The 6,601-nt window shown below is 42.3% G+C and carries 5 protein-coding genes and 1 pseudogene; 2 read left to right on the top strand and 4 right to left on the bottom strand.

Annotation, left to right across the window (positions count from 1 at the left end; all coding sequences use genetic code 11):
* Window positions 1-151: pseudogene (locus tag PSI17_RS17365) on the bottom strand (LysE family translocator); the annotation flags it as partial.
* Complete coding sequence (locus PSI17_RS02200) at window positions 148-759, bottom strand: hypothetical protein (RefSeq protein WP_273550384.1); 612 nt, start codon at window positions 757-759, stop codon at window positions 148-150. The pseudogene PSI17_RS17365 and the gene PSI17_RS02200, both read right to left, overlap by 4 nt.
* 220 nt (window positions 760-979) lie before the next feature.
* Between PSI17_RS02200 and PSI17_RS02195 the strand changes: the two genes are divergently transcribed.
* Entirely contained in the window at window positions 980-1,180 is a 201-nt protein-coding gene (locus PSI17_RS02195) for a hypothetical protein (protein ID WP_273550383.1), read from the top strand.
* A 69-nt stretch (window positions 1,181-1,249) separates the two neighbouring features.
* Here PSI17_RS02195 and PSI17_RS02190 read toward each other — a convergent pair whose 3' ends face one another.
* Together PSI17_RS02190 and PSI17_RS02185 are read right to left on the bottom strand one after the other, a co-directional pair.
* On the bottom strand, window positions 1,250-4,306 hold the full coding sequence (locus PSI17_RS02190; protein WP_273550382.1) for an autotransporter domain-containing protein: 3,057 nt from the start codon (window positions 4,304-4,306) through the stop codon (window positions 1,250-1,252).
* A 647-nt stretch (window positions 4,307-4,953) separates the two neighbouring features.
* Window positions 4,954-5,736 (bottom strand): helix-turn-helix transcriptional regulator, encoded by a 783-nt coding sequence (locus PSI17_RS02185; protein ID WP_273550381.1) that lies wholly within the window; start codon window positions 5,734-5,736, stop codon window positions 4,954-4,956.
* Window positions 5,737-5,881: 145 nt separating this feature from the next.
* Here PSI17_RS02185 and PSI17_RS02180 point away from each other — a divergent pair, with 145 nt between their 5' ends.
* Window positions 5,882-6,601 carry an MFS transporter gene (locus PSI17_RS02180; protein ID WP_337927198.1) on the top strand — a complete coding sequence of 240 codons (720 nt, stop codon included), beginning with the start codon at window positions 5,882-5,884 and terminating at the stop codon, window positions 6,599-6,601.

The following is a 6,601-nucleotide window of genomic DNA, read 5'->3' as shown; positions in this document are numbered from 1 at the left end:
TTCTAAACGAAGCTATTGAGGCATTTTTACTTGAGTTAATATCAACATCAACTTCTGCTTTTGATATGAGTGTCTTGTAGCCGATGTAGATCAGATAAACCGCACCTGCAATTTTTATTGCAAGCAGTATATTCGGAGAGTGGGCAATCAAAATACCAATACCAAGAAGGGTATAAAACAGCTTCCCAGTATTATCGTCGTTACCGTGGTGCCATGTTGTGTCAGCGACATTGTGGTGATTGGCAGTAAAAACAACATGGCGAGATTATTCAGGCTTTCTGAGATAGCCAATATTTGGCCTTTCTCCTGTTTTGCCCGATTTGCCAGAATCGATGTGCTTATCGGGGCAGCAAGGCCAAGCGTGTATCCCCATAACATCAGGCACACCAAACTAAAGAGTAAAGACAAAGGTAATAACATAAAGGTAGAACTGGTGATGAAAAGTAAGATTATTGCCAACAAAAGTATGCTCTCATCTCTGAGTTTAAGGAGCCTGACAATACTGACGGACAGGTTACCCAAACCAAGCCCGATACCAAATGCGGAAACAGAGATACCAACCGCACCGGTTCCCAGATCATAATGGTGTCTCAAGACTTCGCCAGCCAATATAAAAGCAGAGACTGCCGTGCCATTCCAAAATCCTTTTGCAATAAGGGGACGTATCAAACCTCCTTGGCATACCCAGTGAAATATGGCGGTTTGGCGGATGGTTTTTAACGGATTAACTTCTTGGGCATGAATCTGATCTGGAATCAATGAAAAATACAATGAGTGAAAATATGAGCAGCATCATAGGTAAAACAGTACGGGGTGGCATTTAAGCCTCCTTGGATATAAAAATAGGGTTGGTAAAATTTGATGAAAGTTTCGGGGGTATGTTTAGTGCTGAAAATAAGATGATGGTATGAAGAAACAGCAAGAATCTGAGGGGAAAATCAACACAGTGATATAAGTAAGATACTAAGGATGATTAAATATGGCAATTGACCGACTCTACAGTAAGCAAGAATATCAGGCATTTTCAACCATTACCTTTTCCGGCTTTACTGAGATTGAGCAAGCATTGGCTGATGCAAATTTGATTGCGACAAACATATTCGGTAACTGGCAAGAAGATGCCTATCACGATCAGGCAGAAGAGATGATTTTTATCGTCAGGAAGAATAAAAAGCCATAAAAAAACTCACTGCCTGCCATTGCCTGCGGTGAGTTTTTGCTATCAAGGAGATGCCCCATTTTTTACTGGTTAAAATTTCCAATTGGCATTCAGGAACACACCATTATCCTTATGATTGCCTGATAAAACACCGTTATATCCCAGTGACAGTTTAGTATTTTCATTAATGTCCAGTTCCGTGCCGGCTTTAATGACGGCTGCATCACGTGAAGCAGCAACACTGTTGACAGTAAACGTTGCATTGCTATTGCTGAAACTTAATTGAGTGCCACGATCGACATTGCCGAACTGATGTTGCCAACCTAATTCACCATAGACGCCGACAGTGACTGCATTTTCAGTCTGCCATTTTTGATCGACACGTAAACCTAATGTGGAGAAGGTTGCATTTTTCGATTGTTTCTTACCGTTCAACGCAGCGGCACCACCATGTTCATTGATGCCATCATTACGGAAGTAAACATAAGACAGGTTGGCGAACGGTTCCAGATTCAGACCGGACGCATTGATTCCGTAAGCCGCCTCAGTAAACAATTGACCGGTTTGAGCACCATATTTTGCTTTCAGGTCGTCGGATTGACTGCCAAAAGCCACTGAGCGTTTGGTATCAAAACGATGCCAACTGTAGGCAGTACCGGCACGTAATGCCAAAGCCTCAATCTGCTTGCTACCGTATAGCGCCAAATGGAAATTGTTACTGCGTGCTGACGTGTTAACGGCACCATTCAAAGAGGTGCGGGTATATCCGGTAGCAACACCAAGCCGCCAATCATCACCCAACTCTTTATCCGCGCCCAGTAACACACCGTAATTGGATACACGGTAACCCGCGATTTCACTGTTACCATCAGCACGTTGCCAGTTACCGATTATTTGCCCCCAGACACCGTTTTTATCCACTTTGATATTTTGTTCAATAGTTCCGCCATCAGCTTGACGCAAACGGCTATTTAACGTATCGCGCAGATAACGGCTGCCATTGATTTGTGCCGCAGCGATATCAGCATGGATCTGTCCGGAAGAAAGTTGCCGGAATGCCTGACGTGCTTGTTTCGCGGTATCCAGCAGCAAAAGACTCTCATAAACCGGATGCCCTAAACTCAGGTTATCCGCCGCATCTGCTACAGCACGTTCATTCGCGGTCGTTGCCAAACTGGCGAATGTCGTGGAATTACGTTTTATATCCAGCATCACGCGATCAGGCTGGTAACTCAGCTCAGTACCAACAAATAAATAATTGGGTACGACCGTAGTGAATTGACCATCGATACCCCGGTTTGCTTGCAGAATATTATATTGCTGACCAAGCAAGCTACGGGCTTCTTGTTTCGATAACAGGTTACTGCTGTTTTCCAGCGCAACTTGCACGTCACCGCCTTTCAGCGTCGCCAGGCCATTGCTGATAAGACGATCACTATATCCCCGACTATTTGGTGCAATGTCTACCAGATAACGTGAACCTGTTTGGAAGGTAACATCACGATCAACATTCAATGTACCGATGGCGCTTAAACCGCCCGGTGCAATACTGGCACCGGCATGAGCCATGATTGAACCGACAGTGCCATCCCCGCCAAGCGTGGCGCCATCCTGCACAGTCACATCCGATGTTATGGCGCCGCTGACCTGCAAGCGGCCTTGTTCTACCCAAGTTGGCCCTTTATAGATGTTTTGCTTACCAGCAAGTTCGAGTGTACCGTTACCGGTTTTAGTTAATCCACCGTGACCGGCAATATCATTGTTCCAACTATCATAAGCACACTCAATACTGTCACAGACCCGTTCTACCGTCGTGCCTTCCTCCACGATGCTGCCGATCCCCGGAATATTGGCGATAAACTGGGTTTCAGAATAAGAACCGGGGATATAATATTTCTTGGGAATATCTTGTTCGGTGATGAACATTTTGGGGCCATCAATAGCTTCTTTCAGGTTCAGCATGCCCCAACCATACATGTCATCCAATCCAGGATCACCCAAATCGGTTGCCGTGGTTTTGAGGACATCGGAAATTTGTCCGGCGGTCATGTAGGGAAAACGTTGCATCAGGACGGCCGCCGCACCGGCTATATGGGGTGATGCCATTGATGTACCTGTGTAGGCAGCATAGGTAGGATTAATCGTCAACTCCCCATTTTGGAAAGCCTTTTCATCGATTTTTCCACCCACTTTAGAGGAGAAATCGCCGGTACTGCTGTGAATTTTTGTCCCTGGTGCAGACAAACAGTAACTGGCAGTATATCCACAACTCGTTGATGAGGCGTTAATCTCATTTTCTTTGGTCAGGTTGGCCACGCTGAGGTAGTTTTTCAGTGCGTCAGGGAAGAAATAGGGCATACCGGCATGTAACCAAGTGACGTTATAGTTATTGGCATTTCCTGCGGCAAAAACCACTAATTTCCCTTGGCGTGCCGCACGCAACAGGCCAGCGCTTCTCGTTATATAGTCATCAAGTTCCGGAATAGGGGAACGGCTTAACCGATCCAAATCATTTTTAATCGGTGTGACATAATTAATCACATCTTGCAGTTCGACCGGATAATATTTGACCGTTCCATTCGCCCACCGTTTAGGTTTCCCGTATTCATCAACTTCGTAATTAGGACGAACACCCCAGCTATTATTGATAACACGGGCGTTACTTTGGATCATGGCTTCTGTGCGGTTATAGGGATTTTGCAAATATTTCCCGGTAATCAAACCCGCATCAAATGCCACACCGTGCATTTCTTTTCCATCCCGATTTGCTGCAATGATCCCTGAAACATGGTTTCCATGTGCCCCAAAACTGATAATCCCGGTATTGAGGTCTGTATCATAGTTCCAAGGATCATCTGGACTCAGGATTTTCAGCTTGCCGGCAAATTCAGGATGATGGCTGACAGCCTCATCCAATACACCAACATTAATGCCTTTTCCCGTGTAACCACGAGCGTAAGCATAATGAGCACCAATCGCGGCCAATCCCCACTGATGATTAAATTCATCTGATAGCCAACTATCTGGTGAGTTTTTCTTACCCTGTTCCTGATATTCAGTCGCAGCCATTGAAGTACTGACAGGTAATAATCCAAAAAATAATGTCATCCACAAAAAGATCGGTCGTGTCGAATCGTTTTTCTTCATAATAGAGGTTCCATTTTTCAAAAAAGTGGCAACTTTCAATTCGCTGTTTGGCACATTGCTCCTTGAAAAGTCCTTATTAATAAAACCGGATAATTGAACTGCGATAAGTAGGCCACGATGAGATTGACCTATATTCAATGCCGACTATAGGACAATGCAAACCATAATATTCTCCGCCCACGAGTTGCTATAGCATAATAATTAAATCCAAAATGCAAGTGGAAATATTAACTTTCTTATAACCATTATGTAACAAGTTAAAAATCATATAGATAGCACGCATCTTCTTGATTTGTTTTTAAGATGCTGTAATTACGGCGATCGATGGATTTGGTGGATATAAATTGTTATTTATATGTTATTTTTTGCGGGCAGATCTGGTTGTAATGATTACTTTGGTGATGGTTTATTTATTATCCTTTTCACAAAGGCATTGGATAATTGCTTTTATAAAGCCAATAACGCTTAAATTAATTATTTATGGAATTTTTATCTTAATTTCAAAGAGAATGAGGTTTTTTAAAAGTCACCCTGTGTATATGGATTATTATTCCACCTATATCAAATATCATTTTTTATAAAAAGCCATTTCACATTAACTATTTTTATTTCACCCATCTGCTAATAAATGGGTGAAAATGATCCGTTTATCTTTTGACATAAACAATCAAACGTAAGTGCCTGTCTAAATCAGTAATCATTGACGTGTAATCGAACGTGGTTGCTTGTCCATTCACATTTAGCTCTCGTACCCCATTACACGGTTCATAGATTTCATGCTTATGCCACATAGCGTAAAAGTCAGGTGATATTTTAAGTAATTGATTTACAAGCTCTTGGATATCACTGTCTTTAGCGGCAAGAGCATAATCACGCCTAAAACTAGCCAGTAAACGATAAGCATCTCGTTCCCAGTAAGAAAAGAGTTCGCGATAATATTCATTGGTAAATAATAACCACAAAAAATTACGTTGTTCATTTTGAGCCTGACTGAAATAAAAGCACTTATCGGCTGGCTGATTAAAGGCCAAAACATCCCAATGCAAATTCAGCACATAAGTGAGGTGAGGGGATAAGTCATCCATAAGCCGTTTGACCAATGGAGAAACAACGCACCAAGTTTGCCCGGTTTCGGCAGGTTCACGCCTATGTGCCAGTAGGTATAAATGCCTGCGTTCAGCAGTTGTCAGTTTTAAGATCTTGGCAAGATTATCTAAAAAAGCAGCGGATACCCCAATTTCACGACCTTGTTCCAGCCATGTATACCAAGTTACGCCAACACCCGCCAAAGCGGCTATTTCTTCACGTCTCAATCCTGGGGTACGACGACGCCCGATGTGCGGTAACCCAACAGATTCAGGGCTGATACTTTCTCTTTTCGTGCGTAAAAAATTAGCTAACTCAGTACGAGATCTTTTCATTTTTATCATGTATTTCAATCCATTATTTTTAGTAATAGTATAAATGGTTAAATTGTAACAGGCTAATGGGGTGGTTAAAATCTGTTTATCTCAAACACTGTATTTCAAACATCGCGAGGATTTGTATCATGACTAAAAGGGATTATTTAGCCTTATCAATTTTTTGGCTTGCCTGACGCTGTTACAATTTTTCCGTCATGAAAAATGTTATGTTGCGAAAGGAAAAACACCACTATTTAATTTTGACTTATTGAAAAATAAACCCTTCAGTTTAGGTTGTTTATTGGTGTTGCTGGTCTATTCCACATCCAGTTCATTCTTCCTTGTTTTTGCCTTATTTTTGCAAAATGGATTAGGTTTCAACGCATTCGATGCAGGTTTGATTTTTGCTCCTGCAAGCATAGGCTTTGTTTTATCGTCCCTCAATGCCCCTTATTGGATTAAGCGCTTTGGCGGCAAAGCTATCATGACCGGAGGCTTACTCTATATGCTCTCCTTCATTGCCCTGATTGTTGCCGTTAGTGCACTATTACCAGCAATTTCATCAATAACTGCATCATTATTTGTGATCGTGCCAATTCTCATATTGCTTGGATATGGACAAGGTTTTGTTATGACGCCATTGCTTAATATTGTCTTGGCTTTTGTTAACGTGCGATTTGCAGGCATGGCGTCAGGGGTAATTGCGACTTTGCAACAGATTGGTGCTGCGTTTGGTGTTGCTATCGTTAGCATGTTAGTGCAATGGCATTTTAACGACATGGATACACTGTCGTTTGTTACGTACCAAAATGCCTTTGTTCACAGTATGCTTTACAATGTCATGGCTGCTTTTATTGTATTTTACTTATTGAAAAGCCTACACCGAAAATAG

Origin of the sequence: Xenorhabdus sp. IM139775 (assembly GCF_028598745.1) — a bacterium.
Taxonomy (GTDB): domain Bacteria; phylum Pseudomonadota; class Gammaproteobacteria; order Enterobacterales; family Enterobacteriaceae; genus Xenorhabdus.
The sequence above is the reverse complement of the archived record's forward strand: the minus strand, read 5'-3'. Positions and strand labels throughout refer to the sequence as shown.